12 protein-coding genes are annotated in these 19,561 nt (G+C 73.4%); 4 read left to right on the top strand and 8 right to left on the bottom strand.

The features are described from left to right. Positions 1-28 precede the first annotated feature (28 nt). Both ABFT23_RS04850 and ABFT23_RS04845 read right to left on the bottom strand, forming a co-directional pair. Positions 29-2,269, bottom strand: coding sequence for an amidase (locus tag ABFT23_RS04850; RefSeq protein ID WP_347892993.1), 2,241 nt, complete (start codon positions 2,267-2,269; stop codon positions 29-31). A 47-nt stretch (positions 2,270-2,316) separates the two neighbouring features. After that, positions 2,317-3,873, bottom strand: a complete 1,557-nt coding sequence (locus ABFT23_RS04845) for an amidohydrolase family protein (protein ID WP_347892992.1) — start codon at positions 3,871-3,873, stop codon at positions 2,317-2,319. Positions 3,874-4,385: 512 nt separating this feature from the next. On the opposite strand from ABFT23_RS04845, the gene ABFT23_RS04840 reads away from it, so the two are divergent. From ABFT23_RS04840 to ABFT23_RS04825, 4 genes are all read left to right on the top strand, one after another. Continuing rightward, a complete protein-coding gene (locus ABFT23_RS04840) occupies positions 4,386-8,000 on the top strand; it encodes a ThuA domain-containing protein (RefSeq protein ID WP_347892990.1) in 3,615 nt (1,204 codons plus the stop codon). A gap of 17 nt (positions 8,001-8,017) precedes the next feature. Continuing rightward, on the top strand, positions 8,018-9,613 hold the full coding sequence (locus ABFT23_RS04835) for an OmpL47-type beta-barrel domain-containing protein (protein ID WP_347892989.1): 1,596 nt from the start codon (positions 8,018-8,020) through the stop codon (positions 9,611-9,613). Further along, entirely contained in the window at positions 9,613-10,758 is a 1,146-nt protein-coding gene (locus ABFT23_RS04830) for a multicopper oxidase domain-containing protein (protein WP_347892987.1), read from the top strand. The genes ABFT23_RS04835 and ABFT23_RS04830 overlap by 1 nt, the downstream gene beginning before the upstream one ends. A 154-nt stretch (positions 10,759-10,912) precedes the next feature. Next, entirely contained in the window at positions 10,913-13,945 is a 3,033-nt protein-coding gene (locus ABFT23_RS04825) for an amidase family protein (RefSeq protein ID WP_347892985.1), read from the top strand. A 189-nt stretch (positions 13,946-14,134) separates the two neighbouring features. Here ABFT23_RS04825 and ABFT23_RS04820 read toward each other — a convergent pair whose 3' ends face one another. The 6 genes from ABFT23_RS04820 to ABFT23_RS04795 form a co-directional block, all read right to left on the bottom strand. Then, the gene (locus ABFT23_RS04820) at positions 14,135-14,728 is read right to left on the bottom strand and encodes an alpha-ketoglutarate-dependent dioxygenase AlkB (RefSeq protein WP_347892983.1); all 594 of its coding nucleotides are present in this window, start codon (positions 14,726-14,728) and stop codon (positions 14,135-14,137) included. Between the two features lie 57 nt (positions 14,729-14,785). Beyond that, positions 14,786-15,154, bottom strand: a complete 369-nt coding sequence (locus tag ABFT23_RS04815) for a hypothetical protein (protein WP_347892982.1) — start codon at positions 15,152-15,154, stop codon at positions 14,786-14,788. Positions 15,155-15,295: 141 nt separating this feature from the next. Next, complete coding sequence (locus ABFT23_RS04810) at positions 15,296-16,957, bottom strand: sensor histidine kinase (RefSeq protein ID WP_347892980.1); 1,662 nt, start codon at positions 16,955-16,957, stop codon at positions 15,296-15,298. After that, positions 16,954-17,643: a response regulator transcription factor gene (locus tag ABFT23_RS04805; protein ID WP_347892978.1), complete on the bottom strand. Its 690-nt coding sequence runs from the start codon at positions 17,641-17,643 to the stop codon at positions 16,954-16,956. The genes ABFT23_RS04810 and ABFT23_RS04805 overlap by 4 nt, the downstream gene beginning before the upstream one ends. Before the next feature lie 35 nt (positions 17,644-17,678). Then, the gene (locus ABFT23_RS04800) at positions 17,679-18,860 is read right to left on the bottom strand and encodes an ABC transporter permease (protein ID WP_347892976.1); all 1,182 of its coding nucleotides are present in this window, start codon (positions 18,858-18,860) and stop codon (positions 17,679-17,681) included. Then, the gene (locus tag ABFT23_RS04795; protein ID WP_347892975.1) at positions 18,857-19,561 is read right to left on the bottom strand and encodes an ABC transporter ATP-binding protein; all 705 of its coding nucleotides are present in this window, start codon (positions 19,559-19,561) and stop codon (positions 18,857-18,859) included. The genes ABFT23_RS04800 and ABFT23_RS04795 overlap by 4 nt, the downstream gene beginning before the upstream one ends.

The following is a 19,561-nucleotide window of genomic DNA, read 5'->3' as shown; positions in this document are numbered from 1 at the left end:
TCAGCGCCGGGCTACGACGGCTCCGCCGTCACCTCCGCACGCGCAGGGCGGGCCGGTAGGTGGTCGACGCCAGGCTCCGCCGGACGACGGGCCCGGGCTGGTAGGCGAGCGCGACCGAGCCGGCCCGGCGCAGGCGCGAGGTGCGGACGTCGGCCACCCAGGCGTTGCCGACCTTGCGCACGGTGGCCCGCCCGACGGGCCGACCGGCGACGCGCATCACGACGACGCCGCGCGGGGCGAGCCCGGCGACGGGCTCGAGGCGCAGCCGCACCTGGGCCTTCCGACCGACCCGCAGTCGCGCGGACTGCACGACCCGGGCTCGGGGCGCGGCCTTGGTGACGCGGACGACGAGGCTCGACTGCGCGGCACCGGTGGCATTGCCGGACGACGGCGCGAAGGCGAGCACGAGCCTGGTCGCGCCACCGCTCAGACGTCCGCCCGGCACCCGCAGGCGCACGGTCGTCGTCACACCCTGGGCAGCCACCGGGGCGCTGGCCAGCACCCGCGAACCGGAGCGCAGCTGCACGGTGCCGCGCGCCCGCACGGCGGAGGTGACCGTGGCGGTGACCGTGGTCGGCGCGCCGAACGCGACGGTGGTGGCGGTACCGGTCAGCCCGACCGGCCGCACGGCGTCGACGGCGAGCTCGGGGGTCGAGGCCGGCGGCTCCTGGTAGTCGCCGGTGGCCTCGAAGCCGGCACCGATGGCCAGCAGCGTCTCCTCGCTGAACGGCGCACCGAGCAGCTCGAGGCCCATGGGCATGCCGCTGGGCACGAACCCAGCGGGCACGGTCAGCGCGGGGAACCCGGTGACCGCGGAGATGCTGCAGTTGCCGCCGGGCTGGCTCTGCCCGATGGGGGCGGCGGTCTGCTTGAGCGTGGGGTAGACCAGGGCGTCGAGGTCGTTGACCTCGAGCAGCTCGGCCAGCTTGGCCTGGGCCGAGGCCCGCTTGGCCAGGCGCGTCTCGTAGTCGGCGCTGGGCAGCTCGGGCTGGTTCTGCGCCCCGGTGATCTGGCTCTGCACCACCGAGGTCTCGGTGGCGATGATGTCGCTCAGGGTCAGCACGTCGGCCGGCGCGGTGAGCGCGGCCAGCTCGGCCGGGTACGTCGCACCGGGCTGGGCGAGGTAGGCGTTCAGGTCGCGGCGGAACTCCTGGGCGAGCACGCTGGCGCCACCGATGTCGGCGATCAGGTCGGGGCTCAGCGCGACCTCGGTGACGTCGGCGCCGGCCTGCTCGAGGCGGACGACGGCGCCGTCCACGAGGTCGGTGACCGGCTCCTCGGCCTCGGTCGTGCCCAGGTACTGGGAGTTGACCAGCAGGCCGACGCGCTTGCCGTCCAGGCCGTCGTCGAGGGCGTCCTCGTAGGACTCGGGGGTCTTGCCGACCGAGTCCTGGGTGCGCGGGTCCTTCGGGTCGACGCCCACCGTGGCGTCGAGCACGATGGCGGCGTCGCGCACCGAGCGCACGATGGGGCCGCCGGTGTCCTGGGTCTCCGACATCGGCGCGATGCCGTCGCGGCTGGTCAGGCCGAGCGTGGGGCGCAGGCCGACGAGGTTCTGGTGCGCGGCCGGGTAGCGGATCGAGCCGCAGGTGTCGGTGCCCATGCCGCCGGCGGCGAACGACGCCCCGACGCCGGACCCGGTGCCGCCGCTCGAGCCGCCGGGGTTGCGGGTCTGGTCGTAGGGGTTGGTCGTCTGTCCCCCGAGCGAGCTGTTCGTGGTGATGCCGTAGGCGAACTCGTGCAGGTTGGTCTTGGCCAGCACGATCGCGCCGGCGGCGCGCAGCCGCGCGACCTGGGTGGCGTCGTCCGCGGGCTGGAAGTCCTGCAGCGCCACCGAGGCGCTCGTCGTCGGCAGGTCGCCGGTGTCGTAGTTGTCCTTGACCAGGATCGGGACGCCGTGCAGGGGGCCGCGCACGGTGCCCGCGGCCCGCTCGGCGTCGAGGGCGGCCGCCTCGGCCAGCGCGCTGTCGTTGAGGCGGATGATCGCGTTGAGACCGGGCTGGTCGCCGTACGGGTCGTCGTAGGCCTCGATGCGGGCCAGGTAGGCCTGCACGAGGGCGACCGAGGTGGTGGTGCCCGAGCTCAGGAGGTCCTGGGTCTCGGCGATGCCGAGACCGACGACGGCGGGCGAGTCGGCGGGCAGCGCTGCCGCAGGCACCGGCACGGGGCCGGCGCTGGCCGGGCCGGCGAGGGCGGAGGCGGCGAGGGAGAGGACGCAGACGGCGGACAGGCCCGCGACGGTGGCGCGCCGGATGACGGGGAGTGGCATGGGTTCCTTCAGGTGGCTGGGAGGGCTCGGGGGGCGGGGGCTCGGGGTCAGAAGGTCGGCACGCGGCGCGAGGCGGGCGTCAGCCGCCCACCCGCGCGGGTCCGAACGGCGTGGGCCGAGCTGGCGGCGTTGCGCACCAGCTTCGGGGTGTCGAAGGCGACGAGCTTCCCGCCGCGCTTGAGCACGCGACCGTCGACCATGACCGTGTCGACGTTGGCCGGCGTGGCCACGCGGACGACGGCCGACTCGACGTCGCAGGCGGGCGCCATGTTCAGGTCGTCCTGGCGGATCATGATGAGGTCGGCGCGCTTGCCCGGCGTGATCGACCCCGTGACGTCGTCGATGCCGAGGGCGCGGGCTCCGCCGATGGTGGCCCACTCGATGACGTCCTTCAGTGTCACCGCCGGGAGCGACGCCGCGTCGGTGCCGACGTGCGGGATGCCCAGGTTCCAGGTGAGGTTCATCGACTCGAACATGTTGATCGGCGCCAGCGAGGAGGCGTCGAACGACAGCGAGATGACGAGGCCGTCGGCCTTGGAGTGCATCAGCTGTCCGTGGTAGCCACCGGCCGTGCCGAGGCGCAGCTCGGAGTGCGGGGCGAAGCTCACCGGCGTGCCGGTGCGCTTCATCGCGGCCCGGTCGGCTGCGGTCGCAGGGAGGTTGTGGCACACGAGGAAGTCCGGGCCGAGGTAGCCCAGGCCCTCGAGCTCGGCCGGCTTGACCGCCGTGGTCGGGCCCTGTCCGGAGTGCACGCTGACCGGGATGCCGCGCTGCTGCAGCGCGGCCATCTCGGCCTGGAAGGTGGCCATGGTCGACGGCCCCCGCACGTTGACCCCGAGGTGCACGAGGTCCTCGAAGGGGTTGGGGTCACCGAACCACTTCGTGCGCACCCGGTCGATGTCGGCGAGGTCGATGAGCTGGGTGGCCGGCTGGCCGTCCCGGTGGCCGTAGGAGTAGCGCGCCCGGACGGCGGCGTCGCGGTGGGCCTTGAGCTCGGCCTCGGCCCACTCGGGGCCGCGCACGTTGTGCGCCCAGTTGTGCACGGTCGTGATGCCGGCGTTGGCCGCCTCGGCAAGACCGAAGAGGACGCTGTTGTAGAAGTCGCGGGGCTCGTAGGCCGCCACCGTCGCCGACTTCGAGGGGAAGTACTCGAACCCGTCGCTCACGAAGTTGCGGCCGATGGCGCTCCACATGTGGTAGTGCGTCTCGATGAAGCCGGGCATCACGATCATCGTGGAGGCGTCGATCTGCTCGGCGCCGGCGGCGACCAGGCGTGGGCCGACGCGCAGGATCTCGCCGTCACGGACCTCGATGTCGACACCGGCCTGGTTGCCGATCTCGGGGTCGACCGAGACAAGGGTGGCGTCCTTGATCAGGTAGTGACCGCGGCGGACCTGGTTCGCCGCCCGCACCGGTCCGGCAGCGGGTGCGGCACCTGCGCCGGCGCTCGGCACGCGCAGGGCGAGCGGCGCCGCTGCGGCCGCGCCGATGCCCATCCCGGCGAACAGGCTGCGCCGCGACAGCCGGGACGGGGCGACCGGGTGCCCGCAGTCGTCATAGGTGGTCACCGACGCCTCGGCGTCGTGGTCGGGGCTGGGGCTCATCGGGTGCCTTTCGTGGACGACGCGCCGGGCGGGCACGACGAGGTGTCGGACCGGCCCGAGCCGACCACGGCGACGTGCGTGTTCCCGGGTCGTGCACCCGGGCGGTCCGGACGCTACGGAAGCCGATGTGTCGCCGAGGTCGCGCGTGATGACGACCGTGTTACGCCTCTGCGCCGGGGCTCCGCAATTCCACCGGACGCGATGCCTGATTGATTCCGCAACCCCTGTGCGAACCGGCGCTCCCGGGCCATCAGGAGGCCCGGCGCCCGACATGACGACGGGCGCGTTCTGTCGGGTCATCGAACAAAAGATTGTCGATGATCGGTCACAAGGGGTTGTGGTCGCCGTCACAACGCCTTTACTTTAAAGAGGCAATCGCAACGCCTTGATTTCTCGGGAAAGGCCCGCACATGCACGTCGAACAGTCATGCCCGGATCCGGGGCCGCAGGCTCCCGGAGCCCCGGACGGCCGCGGGTCCACCCGCCGCCACCTCCGCCGCCGAGCCGTCGCCGTGGGCGCCACGCTCGCCCTGGCCGTCGGCCTCGGCACGGCGTCCAGCGGCGCGGCCGACCGGCCGCTCGCCGCCCCGCTCGAGCCCGCGTCGACGGCGGCACCCGCCGCCGACCCGGCACCCACCGGTGCGGCCGCGCGGACGACGATGGCCGCCGTCGCGGCCGCCGCCCGGCCCACGGTGCTCGTCTTCCACGGCTCGGCCGCGCGCCAGGAGGACGCGGTGGCCGCCGCGGCCCGCACCGTCCGCCAGCTCGGCACCGAGCACGGCTTCGCCACCGAGGTCTCGGAAGACCCCGCGATCTTCGCCGGCGACCTGAGCCGGTTCCGCTCGGTGGTCTTCCTGTCCAACGTCGGCGCCGAGCTCACCGGCACCCAGCTGGCCGGCCTGCGCACCTTCGTGCACGGCGGCGGCGGGTTCCTCGGCATCCACGACGCCGCCAAGGCCCAGGCGGGCAACGCCTGGTTCACCGAGCTGGTCGGCGCCCGTCCCACCAACAGCCCCTTCAAGCCGCAGCAGGCCACGGTCTCGGTCCTCGACCGCCAGCACCCCGCCGGTCGCGGGCTCGACTACACCTTCGAGGCCACCGACCGGTGGACCAACTGGCAGACCAACCCGCTCGGCAGCGTGCACACGGTCGCGCAGGTCGAGGAGAACACCTACGCCCCGGCGGCCGGCCAGGTCAGCGGCAACGGTCCGTTCCACCCGATCTCGTGGTGCCAGGACGTCCAGCGCGGCCGGTCGTTCTACACCGGCATGGGCGCCACCGCCGCGGCGTTCGACAACGACGACTTCCGCACCCACCTCGCCGGTGCGGTCCAGTGGACGGCGGGCATGGTGCGCGGCGACTGCCAGGCCACCATCGCCGACAACTACGAGGTCGAACGTCTCACCGCGCCCAACCAGGCGGGTCAGCTCGACCAGATCGGCGAGTCGCACGGCATCACCGTCGCCCCCGGCGGCGACGTGTTCTACGTCGGCAAGGCGGCCTGCCCCTCCGGCCCGATCGCGAGCTGGGACGACCCCGACGTCGGGCTGGGCTGCGGCACCATCCACCGCTACGACCCCGAGACCGGCGGCGTCTCGCTGTTGACCACGCTCGAGGTGATGGGCAACCGCGGCAGCGGCGACGAGCTGGTCAAGAACGAGGAGGGCCTGCTCGGCATCGTCGCCGACCCCGACTTCGCCGACAACAACTGGCTCTACACCTACTGGATGCCGCACGACTCGATCGACCGCGAGCGTCGCGTCGGCCTGCGCACCATCTCGCGCTTCACCTACGACCCCGCGACCGACACGATCGACCAGGGCACGCGCGTCGACCTGCTGCAGTGGGAGACCCAGATCCACTCCTGCTGCCACGCCGGTGGCGGCATGGCCTTCGACTCCGACGGCAACCTCTACATCGGCTCGGGCGACAGCAACTCCTCCGGCGGCTCCGAGGGCTACTCCGGCAACAACTGGACCGAGGACTACGAGGGCCTGTCGTTCCAGGACGCCCGCCGCACCTCGGGCAACACCAACGACCTCAACGGCAAGGTCATCCGCATCCGTCCCGAGGACGACGGCACCTACTCGATCCCGGCCGGCAACCTGTTCACCGGTGACGAGGAGGGCGGCGGCAAGACCCGCCCGGAGATCTACGTGATGGGCGTGCGCAACATCTCCCGTCTGCAGATCGACACCGAGACCGACTGGCTCACCGCCGGCTGGGTCGGCCCCGACGCCTCCGAGCCCAGCACCACCTGGGGTCCGGCCAAGTACGAGACGGCCACCGTGATCACGTCTGCCGGCAACCAGGGCTGGCCCTACTGCATGGGCAACAAGCAGCCCTACCGCGACCGCAGCAACGACGACGCCACGCAGCCGGCCGAGTGGTACGACTGCGACGACCTGCAGAACACCTCGCCGCGCAACACCGGCCTCGTCGACATCCCCGACGCCCGGGCCAACATGATCTGGTACTCGCCGTCCGGCGGCGGCCCGGTCTACCCCGAGCGGGCCGACGGCAGCGGCGTGCCGACCTACGAGGCCGACGAGCAGACCTTCACCCAGCCCTACCTCAAGGGCGGTGGGCAGGCCGTCATGTCCGGACCGACCTTCCGCGGCGCCGACGTCGACCCCGACAGCGACGTCTCCTGGCCGTCGTACTGGGAGGGCAAGTGGTTGATCGGCGACCAGTCCAACGCCAACAACCGCATCGCCGTGACCGTCGACCCCGGCACGGTGGCGCAGGCCGGCCCGCCGGCGTTCGCCGAGGACCTGCGCCAGATCATCCCCGGCGGCACCGGACCCCAGCAGCTGCAGAGCTGGATGGACGCCAAGTTCGGCGAGGACGGCGCGCTCTACCTCCTCGACTACGGCGGCGGCTTCTTCAGCCTGCACCCGAACCAGAAGCTGATCCGCATCGTCTACAAGGGCGGTCCGGCCACCCCGACCCCGGCGCAGATGCGGGCCCTCGACGACGCCGACGTGCGCGCCGCGGCCGCGGCCTACGACGCCGCCCCCATCACCCAGGCGACGCCGACGCGCTACGCCTTCCAGGCGCCCGGCGGCACGTCGTGGGCCTGGGACTTCGGTGACGGCACGACCTCGAACCGCATGAACCCGGCGCACACCTTCACCGAGGGCGGCGAGCACGAGGTCAGCCTGACCGTGGGCTACGCCGACGGCGAGCAGGCCACCAGCACCGCCACGGTCGACGTCACCTGCGAGGCCCCCGACGCCCGCGAGACCGTGTGGTTCCTCGACGACGACACAGGGGTCTTCAACCTCGACGTCGGCGGCGGCTGCACGCTCAACGACGTCGTCGACGACGAGAGTGCCTGGGGCTCGCAGGCCGAGTTCGCGGCGTACGTGAAGGACCTCACCCGGCGGATGGTCGCCGACCGCTCGATCAACGCCATTGAGAAGCGGGCGATGGAGCGGGCCGCGATCACCTCGGGCGTGGGCGTCGCGCCGTCGTACACGCCGATCTTCGACGGCAGCGCCGCCTCCTTCGCGAAGTGGGAGCAGGCGCCGTCCGGCAGCTTCACCCGCACCGCGCGCGGCACCATGACCACGGCCGGCGGCCTCGGCATGCTCTGGTACGCCGAGCAGCCGTTCGGTGACTTCACCGTGCGCCTGCAGTTCAAGGACAACGCCCCCGACGGCTTCCGGGCGAACACGGGCGTGTTCACCCGGTTCCCCGACCTCCGCACCCCGCTGGAGGAGCGGCCCGCCGGCTCGTGCGGCACCGTCGGCTCGGCCCGCACCTCGGCGGCCTGGGTGGCCATCTACTGCGGCCACGAGATCCAGATCTACGACGGCGACACCGGCGAGGTGCAGAAGACCGGCTCGGTCTACAACTTCGACCCGGTCGGGCTCGCCGCCGCGCGGCCGACCCCCAAGGGGCAGTGGAACGACTACGAGATCCGCGTCCAGGGCCAGCAGTACACGATCAGCCGCAACGGCGTGCGCATCAACACCTTCACCAACTCCCCCGGCCTGGCGTCGTCCCGGGCGGGTGACCCGCCGACCGACATGCGGCAGTTCCTGTCGGGCTACCTCGGTCTGCAGAACCACAGCGACAACGACGCCGCGGAGTTCCGCAACATCCGGGTGCAGCAGCGATGACGACGAGGAGGACCACCGTGCCCACGAGGAACCGCGGCCTGCTGGCCGTGCTGATGACCACCGTCTTGATGATCGCCGGCCTCGCCGTGGCGTCCCTGGCCTCGGCGGCGCCGTCGCCGTCGCCGTCGCCGGCGCGGGCGGAGCGGGCGGCGCAGACGCTGACCTGGACCGCCGACAACAGCACCACCCGCTACAAGACCGCGCCCACCGAGGCCGTGGCGGGGCCCACCACGATCGTGTTCGAGAACTCGACCGCGACCGGCAACACCAGCGGCATGCAGCACACGCTGACCTTCGACCAGGGCGGCGGGGAGTACAACGACGACGTCGAGGTCAACATCCTCGCCTACCCCAGCGACGAGAACGCCGGCCGCTGGGAGGTGGAGGTCGACCTCAGCGTCGGCACCTACAAGTTCCTGTGCACCATCCCCGGGCACGGCCAGATGACCGGCGAGCTCGTGGTCACCGACGGCGGGGGCGGTGAGCCCGGCGAGGACACCACGGCGCCCGAGGTCGACGTCGAGCTCGCCGGCGAGCAGGACGCCGACGGCGCCTACATCGGCCAGGCCACCGCGACCGTGACGGCCACCGACGAGGAGGGCGGCAGCGGCGTGGCCTCGGTCGAGTACCAGGTCGACGACCTCGGCTGGCAGCCCTACACCGAGCCGGTCGTCGTCGACGAGGTCGGCGACCACACCATCGGCTACCGCGCCACCGACGAGGCCGGCAACGCCTCGGCCGAGGGCAACACCGCCTTCTCCGTGGTCGGCGTCGACGGCCCCGACACCACCCCGCCGACCGTCGAGGCCATGGTGCACGGCGAGACCAACGACGACGGCGCCTACCTGGGTCGGGCCGAGGTCATGCTCATGGCCGACGACGCCCAGTCCGGCGTCGCCTCGGTCGAGTACGCGCTCGACGGCGGCGAGTGGACGGCCTACACCGACGTCGTCGCGGTCACCGAGGTCGGCGAGCACACGGTCGCCTACCGGGCCACCGACGTCGCGGGCAACGTCTCCGAGGCCGGCGAGCTCACCTTCACCGTGGTCGAGGCGCCCGACGACGACACCGAGCCGCCCGTGGCCACGGCCTCGGTCGCCGGCACCCAGGACAGCTCGTGGTCCTACCGCGGCGAGGTCACCGTCACGCTGGCCGCCACCGACGAGGGCTCCGGCGTCGCGCGCGTCGAGTACCTGCTCGACGACGGCGACTGGACGACCTACGACGAGCCGGTCACGGTCGACGACGAGGGCGCGCACTCGGTGCAGTACCGCGCCGTCGACCTGGGCGGCAACGTCTCCGAGGTCGGCACGGTCGGCTTCACCATCGTGGCCGACACGGCCGCCCCGGCCTGCCCGGCGCCCGACCCGAGCCCGGTCGTCGTCATGGGCGACGTCGGCACCGACGTCCGCAACCGGGTGACCGACGACGGCTCGTGCACGATCGACGACCTGATCCGCGACGAGGCCCGCTGGTCGAGCCACGACGCGTTCATGACGCACGTGCGCTCGGTGCTCGCCGGGCTCCTCGAGAGCGGCTACGTCACCGGTGCCGAGCGCACCAAGGTCGTGAACGCCGCCACCCGCTCCACCGTCGGCAAGGAAGGCGCCTGATGAGCACCTCGAAGGAAGATCGTTCGATGTCGAACCGTTTGACCCGCCCCACGCGCCGCTCGGTCCTGCGCGGCCTCGGTGCGACGCCGGTCGTCGCCGTCGCCGGCGTCACGGCCTTTCACCAGGCCGACGCGGCCGCCGTCCCGTCGGCGTTCCCGGCGCCGAGCCGACGGTTGCAGATGTACGCCGTCGAGCTGCCGGACTACTCCGGCGAGAAGCGCGTCGGCTACGGGCTCACGCCCGAGACCGCGTCGGTGCCGGGCCCGACGATCGAGATGCTGGAGGGCGAGGCGATCGAGATCGTCCTGCACAACCAGGTCTCTGCCGAGACGCTGGAGGCGCTGCGCACCGACGAGCACACCCCGATCGGCGTCTCGCTGCACGCGCACGGCGTCCGCTACGGGCAGGACTCCGACGGCACCGTGCACAGCGGGTCGTGGGTCGCGCCGGGCGAGTCGCGCAGCTACGTGTGGTGGGCGCGGCCGGTCAACCGGGCCGCGGGCATCGCCGGGTCGGCCGGCTACTGGTGGTACCACGACCACGTCGTCGGCACCCAGCACGGCACCGGCGGCCTCGAGGCCGGGCTGTTCGGGGCGCTCATCGTGCGTCGTCGCAGCGACCCGCTGCCGGTGACGACCTACGTGACGGCGTTCGGCGACGGCATGGAGCTCAACGCCCGTCGCTACCCCGACACCGACACCTACGACCCCGCCGCCCCGGTGCGCTCTAACACCAGCATCGTGGCCAACCAGGGCGAGCGGATCGAGTTCGTCAACCTCGCCCTCGGCTCCGAGCTGCACACCTGGCACCTGCACGGGCACACGTGGGCCGACACCCGCACCGGCGTCCTGCCCGACGACGCGTGGGCCGACATGGTGCCGGTGATCGACAACAAGACCATCGGCCCCGGCGACAGCTTCGGCTTCCAGGTCATCGCCGGCGAGGGGTCGGGGCCCGGGCACTGGATGCTGCACTGCCACCTGCAGACCCACTCCGACATGGGCATGAGCACCTACTTCCACGTGCACGACCGGCAGGGCCGCCCGCCCACCGGGCCGTGGCCGCCCGAGCACGGCCACATGCCGATGAGCGGCACCACCGGCACCACCGGCGCCGCAGGCGTGGAGGACCACTCCGGGCACTGAGCCGAGCCGCGGGTGGTCGCGCCGATCGGTGCGACCGCCCGCGGACGGCGCCATCCGTTACAGCCAGGCAACAGCAACGACGGTTCGCGGTGACATGTCAGCCGTAGAACGAGGTCCGGATCTCGGGACCTCCTAGGAAAGTTGCTGACCTCGCATGTCACTCCACCTCAACGGGGCACCGCGTCGACCGCACCGGCGACTCGTCGCCGCGTCGGCCGTCGCCGCACTCGGTCTGGCCGCCCTGGCCGTCTCCCCGTCCGCCCAGGCCATCACCTCGGTGACGACCAGCAACGGCGCCACCTTCAACGTCAACGACGCCCGCCGTCCGAGCATCGACACGGGCTCGATCCGCAACATCAGCGGCGCCCGCGCCGAGGCGCTCGGCAGCGTGTTCGTCCACGTCGACACGCCCGCCGGCGAGGAGCCGCGGATGAACGACCAGATGATGCGCGGCTTCGGCCTCACCGCGGCCGCCCCCGGCGCCTACCGATCGACGTCGTCGGTGCTCCTCGGCTCGGTGGCCATGACCCGCAAGATCCAGGTCACCAGCGCCACCAACACGGTCAGCTTCTTCGACACCTTCACCAACACCTCCACCGAGCCGGTCTCGCTGGCCGTCTCGTTCGGCGGCTCCCTCGGCTCCGGCGACCTGGCCAACAAGGGCACCGTCACCGCCACCAGCAGCGGGGACGCCGTCGTCGGCACCGACGACAGCTGGATCGTCTCGACGCCGTCGGGCAACACCCGGCCCGTCGCCGTGGTCGTCGGCTCCGGCGTCGACGGGCTCGGCGACCAGCAGTCCGACCCCTCCACCACCGACTACGTGCCGACGGGCAGCCGGGCCAACGACCTCGGCTTCGTGCGCGACCTGACGATCGAGCCCGGCCAGACCGAGTCGCTGGTGCAGTACGTCGTCGCCGGTGCGCTGCAGGACACCACCGTGCCGGCCGCCGCCGCGGCGCTGGCCGCGACGCCGGACCTGTCGAACCTGACGACCGACGAGATCTGCACCCTGCAGAACTGGGACCTCACGGCCTACGCCACCGCGTGCACGGGCGCCCAGCCGCTGCGGCTGCCGGCCGTCGACCTCGAGGTCGAGCGCACCACCGACGTCGCCTACGACGTCACCGGCAAGACCATCGCCGACCTGCAGGCCGACATGGCCGCCGGCACGGTGACCTCGGTGCAGGTGACCAAGGCCTACCTCGACCGCATCGAGGCCTACGACGACGGGCCGCTCGGCTTCCACGCCTTCATCACCGTCGCCAAGGACGCCGTCGCCCAGGCCATGGCGGCCGACCAGGCCCGCCGGGACGGGCGGACGAGCGACCTGCTCGGCGTCCCGATCGCGCTCAAGGACCTCTACGACACGAAGGACATGCCGACCACGGGCGGCACGCGCGCCCTGGAGGGCTGGAGCACCGGGGCCGACGCCTGGCAGGTCGCCAAGCTGCGCGAGGCCGGCGCGGTCATCATCGGCAAGACCAACCTGTCCGAGTTCGCCAACTCCGGCTCGTTCAGCGAGAGCGGGTTCAAGCAGACCTGGAACGCGCTCTACCCGTCGAAGACGTCGTTCGGCTCCAGCGGCGGCTCGGCGACCGCCGTGGGCGCCGACCTGGCCGCGGCCGCGATGGGCACGCAAACCGGTGTCTCGCTGTACGCGCCGTCGACCGGCGCCAGCCTGTCGACCTTCCGCGGCACCGACGGCCTGACGAGCACCAACGGCGTCATGCCGCTGACGTGGGCCACCGACTACGCGGGCCCGATGACCAAGTCGGTCACCGACCTGGCGATCATGCTCGACGCCACCGCCACGCGGACGACGGGCAACAACCCCGACGACCTGCTGACCAGCCGCGTCGACAACACGCTGCGCCCGGCCGAGTGGAAGTCGTCGCTGCAGTCCTCCGCCCTGCAGGGCAAGGTGATCGGCTACAACCCGGCCGCGTTCGTCTCGAGCGTGATCACCGACGACAACGCCGGCGCCGTCGCGCTCGCCCAGGCCCAGGCCGCCGTCTCGGCCGCCGGCGGCACCCTGGTGCCGCTGCCGACCGGGGCCCCGACCTCGCCCACGCAGCCGCCCGCCGCCGGGTACCCGACGACCGGCAGCGCCGGCGCCGAGGGCTGGGAGCGCTACATCGCCGAGAGCCGGCCGGCGACGTTCCCCTACACGACCAAGCAGCTGATGGAGAGCCAGGCCAACCTCCCCTACAACGTGTCGGGCAACTACACCGCCCAGCCCATGGACGACACCAGCGTCGACAACCTGCTGCGTCGTCGTGACGACTACAAGACCAACGCCGCGGCCTGGATGGACACCGCCTTCGGCGCCCCCGTCGACGCCGTCATCTACCCGGGCTTCCTCACCAGCATCGGCAACAACGACGCCTCGTCGGCGATCTTCAGCTCCGACCGGGCCTCGGGCGTCATCACCCAGTCGGTCGGCCTGCCGACGGTGATCCTGCCCATCGGCCAGAACGAGGAGGGCCAGTCCAACAGCGTCCAGATCGTCGGCCGCGCCTGGTCCGACGCCACCGTCCTGGGCATGGGCTACGCCCTGGAGCAGCAGGTCGACGCCCACCAGCGGACGACGTTCGCCCCGGCGCTCGCCTGGTCCGGCCCGGCCCCGTCGACGACGGCACTGACGCTCGGCTCGACGGGCACGACGTACGGCACCGCCACCACCGCGAAGGTCACCGTCGCCGCCGACCCCGCGGCCACCGGAGCCGTCACGGTCCAGGTCGCCGGACGACGCGTCACCGGCACGCTCGCCGGCGGCAGCGTGACGCTCCGCCTGCCCGCCGACGTCCCCGTCGGCACGCACCTCGTGTCGGCGACGTACGCCGGCTCCCCGACCGTCGCGGGTAGCACGGCTACCGCCACGGTGCGGGTCACGCGGGCCACGCCACGCATCACCGCGGCGCTTCCGATGAAGAAGGTCAAGGCCGGCAAGCGGGCCAAGGTGACGGTCACGCTCGCCACGCCCGCGCCGGGTCCGACGACCGTGGTGGTCCGCGACGGCAACCGGGTCGTCACGACGGTGACCGTCCGTGCGGGTCGACGCACGGTGGTCGTCCTGCCGCGGCTGGCCGTCGGGGTGCACCGCATCCGGGCGCAGGCCGTGGCCACGCCGCAGACGACGGCGGCGAGCAGCAACGTCGTCGTGCTGCGGGTGAAGCGACGCTGACCCCACCGCTGGTCCGACGCCGGCCCGTCACCTCAGCCGAGGTGGCGGGCCGGCGTCCGGTCGTGACGATGCGGGGCTGTCACCCGGCGCCCCACCGGGTGTGCCCGGGGCGTTCAGGCGGATCGCGTCGTCCTCACGAGCTCCGCGCAGGTCGACCGAGGCTGACCCGCAGGCCCGCGCCCGCCATCCCTACCTCTGCGCGGTGGCGCTGAAGTTGACGCTCACCCGAGGCCCCGCCGGCGTCGCCTGCTTGGGGACGGCGTGGCGCCAGTCAGCCTGGCAGCGTCCGCCCATCACCACGAGATCTCCCGCCACCGGCCGCAGGACGGTGCTCGCGCCACCGGCGACCGGACGCAGCAGGAAGCGGCGCTGGGCGCCCAGCGTCAGCACCGGCACGATCGTGGTCGGCTGCGAGGTGCGGTCGCCGTGCCAGCCGGTGCTGTCGTGGTGACTGCGGTAGAGGTTGATCCAGAGCCCGTCGTAGGTGACGCCGTAGTGCTCCGACAACGCCGAGCCGGCCTCGCGCAGCAGCGGGTGCGGGGCGTGCTCGATGTGCGGGTACGTCGCCGTCAGACGCGGCTCGAGCACCCGCCGTCCGTACATCCACCGGTGGCGCTGCTCCCAGCCTGCGGTCCGCACCAGCGCCGCGACGAGGACGTCGGCCCCGGTCAACCAGCCCGGCACGACCTCGACCCAGGAGGTGTCGTCGAGCGCGATGCGTCGGGCGCCGCCGAACGAGGCGTCGACCGCGGGCTCGTCGGAGTCGAACAGGCTGGCTTCCACCACTCCAGGTTGACCGACGCCCCCTAGGACCGTCGTGCGCGGCACCAGCCGCGGGACTCAGTCCCCGTGGCGCGCCTGCTCGGTCCACCTCGGCCGCTTGCCGTGCCGCTCGACGTAGCCCGCGACGATCTCCTCGGTGACGTCCTCGCCGCCCTGGAGGCGCACGAGATAGGGCACGAGCCAGTGCAGCTCGGCGGCGTCGAACTCCGTGTCGAACAGAGGGCTCAGGCCGGTCCCGTCCAGGACGTTCGCGAGGGGCAGCTGCCCACCCGCGTTCGCGGCGTGCGGACCGATGGAGAACGAGATCCGCGACCGCGCGCCGTCGGGGTGGAGCGCGATCTCGACCGGGTGCGGGTAGTGCCCCGGCGCGGTCGACGCCACGACGACGAAGACCAGCCGCTGGTCTGCCTTGCGTTGCTTCGTCACGCTGCCATCCCAGCACGCCGCGACCTGGTCACGCGACGGCACCCCGCGAGAGGGAGCCGGGGTGGAGCCGCCTGTCCCATCGGCCCTGTTGGCGTTGAACACTCTCGAGCAGAAGCCCGGATGCCCGCGACGTGCAGCTCGTCACCTGGCCGCTGGCAGGGTGACGACGGCGGTGGTGCCCGTGCCGGACTTGCTGTCGAGGCGGACGGCGCCGCCGTGGGCATCGATGATCTGGCGCACGATCGCCAGCCCCAGGCCGCTGCCGCCGGTCGCCCGGTTGCGGGACGGGTCGACGCGGCGGAAGCGGTCGAAGACGTGGGGCAGGTCGTCGGCGGGGATGCCGTGACCGGTGTCGGCGACCGCGACGCTGTCGGGGGCTCCGTGCACGCGCACCGTGCCGCCGGACGGCGTGTGCTGCAGGGCGTTGGCGACCAGGTTGCCGACGGCCTGGCGCAGGCGCACCGGGTCGGCGTACGCCGTCGCGTCCGGCTCGGCGGTGACGAACAGAGTCACGCCGCCGGCCTCGGCGGCGGGCCGGAACGAGCGCGCGACCATGGCCAGGAAGGCGTCGAGGTCGAGCACCTCGCGGTTCAGGACGAGACCGCCGGCGTCACCGACCGCCAGGTCGCGGAGGTCGTCGACGAGCCGCTGCAGCAGCACGGTCTCGTCGTGCAGGCTGTCGACCAGCGCCCGGTCGGTCTCGACGAGGCCGTCCTGCGCGGCCTCGAGCCAGCCGCGCACGTTGGCCAGCGGGGTGCGCAGCTCGTGCGACACGTCGCTGGTCAGGCGCACCCGGGCGTCGTGGTCGGCCTCGCGTCGCGCCGCCATCCGGTTGAACGCCGCGGCCAGGACACCGACCTCGTCGCGACGACCTTCGGACACCCGGGCCGACAGGTCGCCGTCGCCGGCCCGTTGCGCGGTCGCGGTCATGCGGCGGAGCGGCCGGACGACGCTGCCGGCCAGGAGTGCGCACAGCAGCAGGGTCGCGGCCAGCACGCCGCCGGCGAGCAGGCCGACGCGCACCTGGCTGTCGCGCGAGAGGTCCCACAGCACCTCGGGCGGGGCCGCCTCGTCGCCGACGAACAGCAGTGCGGGCGGCGCGACGTACGGGGTCAGGACGGCGCGGCGGGACTGGTCGGCGCACCGGGCGACGGTCGGGGCGGCGCGGTCGAAGGGCACCAGCACCGCGAAGTCCTCGCGCACCGCGACCGCGTCCGGGAGGCCGGCGGCGTCGAGGCACCGGTCGATGCGCCGCTCGAGGTCGCGCCACGCGGCGACGTCGCCGCCAGCGGCGAAGGGGCCACGGACGCGCCCGTCGATCAGGCCGCTCGCCGGCACCACGCTCAGCCGGCATGCGGTGCCGCTCGCGCACTCGGCCGGCACCGCGACGACGTCGTCCTCCGGGGGCAGCGTGGACCGCAGCGTGTCGCGCAGCACCGCGTCGACGTCGAGTGCGTCGAGGGTGGCGCGCGCATCGGCCGGGTCCCGGACGCCGGTGCGGCGCTCGGAGTCGGCCAGCACCTGCCCCTCGAGGTCGGTGACGGTGACCGGTCCGCCGATCTCCTCCGACAGCTCCGCGACGAGGCGGGCGGCTCCCCGCCACGACCGGTGCGTGGCGGCGTGCTCGAGCAGCTCGTCGTAGGCGCGGGCGTCGGCGTGCAGGGAGTCTCGCCGGTCCTCGCTGAGGGCGACCGAGGTGGCGTTCACCGTGGCCCACGTGGTGGCCGCCACGGCCAGCAGCACGATGGCGGCGACTGCCAGGAACAGCCGGACGACGAGGCTGCGGCGCCACGGCACCCTCACGAGGGGTCCACCGCCGCGTAGCCGACCCTGTGCACGGTGCGCACCAGGCCCGGCGCCAGCTTCTTGCGCAGGTTGGCGACGTGCACGTCGACGGTGCGCGGCGAGACGTAGGCGGCGTCGCCGTGCCCGTGCAGCCGGGACAGCAGCTGCTCGCGGGTGAAGACGCGCCCGGGTTCGGCGGCCATCGTCTCGAGCAGCGTGAGCTCGCCGGGCGTGCACACCACGACGTCGCCGTGCCAGCGCACCTGGTGGGTGCCCGGGTCGACGCTCAAGGGTCCGAGCACCACCGTCGGCCGCGCGGGGTCGACGCCGTGGCGCCGGTGCCGGCGCAGCAGCGACCGGACCCGCGCCATCAGCTCGCGCGGGCTGTAGGGCTTGGTCAGGTAGTCGTCGGCGCCGAGGTCGAGCCCGTGGAGCAGGTCGTCCTCGGTGGCGCGGGCGGTGAGCATGAGGATCGGCACGTCCTGCGTGGCCGGGTCGGCGCGCAGGATGCGGCACACGTCGAGGCCGTCCATCCCGGGCATCATCACGTCGAGCACCAACAGGTCCGGCACGCGCCGGCGGACGGCGTCGACGGCCTCGCGCCCGCCGCCGACGACGGTGACCTCGTGCCCCTCGGCGACGGCGTAGCGGCGGACCAGCTCGGCCTGCTTGGCGTCGTCCTCGGCGACCAGTACTCGCGCCACGGCCCGACCCTATGCCTGCCCGCTCGGGAAGCCACTCACACGGCCAGCGCCTCGGTCGGGGCCAGGCGCGAGGCCCGCACCGCCGGGTAGAGGCCGGCCAGCGCGCCGACGACCACCGCACCGACGACGCCCGCGGCCACCGCCTGCAGCGAGACGACGGCCGGCCACCCTCGCGACACGGCCCAGCCCAGCGAACCCGCGAGCCCGACCAGCGTGCCGGCTGCCCCGCCGAGCAGCGAGAGCAGGACGGCCTCGACCAGGAACTGCCGCCGGACGTCGCGCCGCGTGGCGCCGAGCGCGCGGCGCAGCCCGATCTCGCGCCGACGTTCGAGCACCGAGACGATCATCGTGTTGGCCACGCCGACCCCGCCCACGGCGAGCGCGACCGCGGCCAGGCCCAGGAACAACCCGGAGAACGTGCCCTGGGTGGCCCGCTTGGCGGTCAGGACGTCAGAGGGCCGGCTCACCCCGAGCAGGCCGGGGGTGGCCGGGTCGAGGGTGGCCGGGAGCACGGCACGCACGGCCTCGACCTGCGACTCGACGGCGCGCACGTAGACCACGGTGGGCCGGCCGTCGGAGCCGAGCTCGGCGCGCGCCGTGCCCCACCCGACCACGACGGACTGGTCGAGCTCGGGCGTGAGCGGCGTCGGGGCGAGCACGCCGACGACGGTGAGCCAGGCCGGGCCCACCTTGATCCGGCGCGGCTGCTGCAGGTCGACAGAGGTGACGCCGAGCCACTCCGCGGCGCTCGCCCCGAGCACCACGGCACCGAGGTGCTCGGTGGCGTCGGTGAGGAAGACGCCGTCGGCGACCCGCGCGTCGAGGGGGCCCAGCAGGTCGGGGCCCGCGGCCAGGGCGGTGATACCGGCGGTGGTGTTGGGGTCGGCGAGGTCGTCGCGCAGCACGCGCACGTTGAGGTTGGCCACGGCCGTGGCCTCCTCGACCGGGCCGATCCGCCGGACGGAGGCAGCGGCCGCCGGGTCGAGCGTCGAGGGGGGCTGACCCGAGCCCGTGCCCGTGGGCTGGGCGACGAGCAGGTTGGTGCCGAGGTCGTCGAGGCGACGCTCGAGGTCGGCCTGCCCGCTCGCCGGGATGCCGGTCACGAGCACCAGCGTCGCGATGCCGAGCGCGATGCCCAACGCGCTGAGGACGGCGCGACCAGGACGGCCGGTGACACCGTGCCAGCCCAGCACGAGGGCGTCGACCAGCGCGCTCATGCGCGCGCTCCCGCGACGCCGGTCGCGACCTCGGTGAGCACCCCGTCGCGGATCTCGACGCGGCGGGAGAACACCGCCGCGACCCCGGGGTCGTGGGTGATGAGCGCGATCGTCGTGCCCTGGGCGTGCACCTCACGGAAGAGGTCGAGCACCTGCCGGCCCGTGGCCTGGTCGAGGGCCCCGGTGGGCTCGTCGGCCAGGACAAGCGCGGGCTCGTTGACCAGCGCGCGGGCGATGCCGACCCGCTGCCGCTCGCCGCCGGACAGCTGCCCGGGCAGGTGACCCGCCCGGTGCGCGAGGCCCACCCGGTCGAGGGCCTCGAGGGCCCGGGCGCGCCGGCGACGACGTGGGACGCCGGCGTACAGCAGGCCGGTGGCCACGTTGGCGACCGCGTCGAGCCGCTCGGCCAGGTGGGAGTGCTGGAACACGAAGCCGAGCTGGCGTGCGCGCAGGCGCGACAGCTCGGCGTCGCGCAGCCCCGCGGTGTCGTGCCCGCCGAGGTGGACGATGCCCGAGGTGGGCCGGTCGAGGGTGCCCATCAGGTGCAGCAGCGTCGACTTGCCCGACCCCGACGGCCCCACGATGGCCAGGTCGTCTCCGGCCGCGACCTCGAGGCTGACGCCGCGCAGCGCGACGACCCCGCCCGGGTGGACCCGACGCACCGCCTCGAGGCGGAGCACCGGGGGACTCACGGTGGTCAC

It is taken from the genome of Nocardioides secundeburneus, assembly GCF_039939255.1.
Taxonomy (GTDB): Bacteria; Actinomycetota; Actinomycetes; order Propionibacteriales; family Nocardioidaceae; genus Nocardioides.
Note: the sequence above shows the minus strand (reverse complement) of the source record. Positions and strands in the feature narration are given on the sequence as shown.

Excerpts from the sequence above, each read along its gene's own strand:
- ABFT23_RS04850 (WP_347892993.1), bottom strand. The coding sequence starts at position 2,269 with ATGCCACTCCCCGTCATCCGGCGCGCCACCGTCGCGGGCCTGTCCGCC.
- ABFT23_RS04825 (WP_347892985.1), top strand. The coding sequence starts at position 10,913 with ATGTCACTCCACCTCAACGGGGCACCGCGTCGACCGCACCGGCGACTC.
- ABFT23_RS04845 (WP_347892992.1), bottom strand. The coding sequence starts at position 3,873 with ATGAGCCCCAGCCCCGACCACGACGCCGAGGCGTCGGTGACCACCTAT.
- ABFT23_RS04800 (WP_347892976.1), bottom strand. The coding sequence starts at position 18,860 with ATGAGCGCGCTGGTCGACGCCCTCGTGCTGGGCTGGCACGGTGTCACC.
- ABFT23_RS04830 (WP_347892987.1), top strand. The coding sequence starts at position 9,613 with ATGAGCACCTCGAAGGAAGATCGTTCGATGTCGAACCGTTTGACCCGC.